Origin of the sequence: Mesorhizobium sp. M5C.F.Ca.ET.164.01.1.1 (genome assembly GCF_004792125.1) — a bacterium.
Classification (GTDB): Bacteria; Pseudomonadota; Alphaproteobacteria; order Rhizobiales; family Rhizobiaceae; genus Mesorhizobium; species Mesorhizobium wenxiniae.
Genome location: NZ_SRTG01000207.1, coordinates 1 through 376 on the forward strand (window position 1 = coordinate 1; position 376 = coordinate 376).

Below are 376 nucleotides of genomic sequence, written 5' to 3' on the forward strand. Positions count from 1 at the left end.
CTAGAACAAGAAGGCAAAAAGAATGGCCGGAAAAACCGTCTCCGATTCATCGACCCTCGCGACCTTACGCAATCTGTGGCCCTATATGTGGCCGGCGGACCGCGCCGATCTGAGGGCGCGCGTCACCTGGGCAACGCTGCTGCTGGTCGTCGCCAAGGTGACGCTGGTCGCCGGCCCGTATTTTTTCAAATGGGCGACCGACGCGCTGGCCGGCTCCGCGAAGACGCCGCCGCCACTGCCGTCCTTCCTGCTTGCGCCGGTTATGCTGGTCGTCGCCTACAACGTGCTGAGGCTGGTGCAGCTCGGCTTCAACCAGCTGCGCGACGCGCTGTTTGCCCGTGTCGGCCAGTATGCGGTGCGCCAGCTCGCCTTCCGC

1 pseudogene is annotated in these 376 nt (G+C 64.6%); it reads left to right on the forward strand.

Going from position 1 to position 376, the window contains the following annotated elements:
* Positions 1–22 precede the first annotated feature (22 nt).
* Positions 23–376, forward strand: a pseudogene (locus EN807_RS33145) (metal ABC transporter permease); the annotation flags it as partial.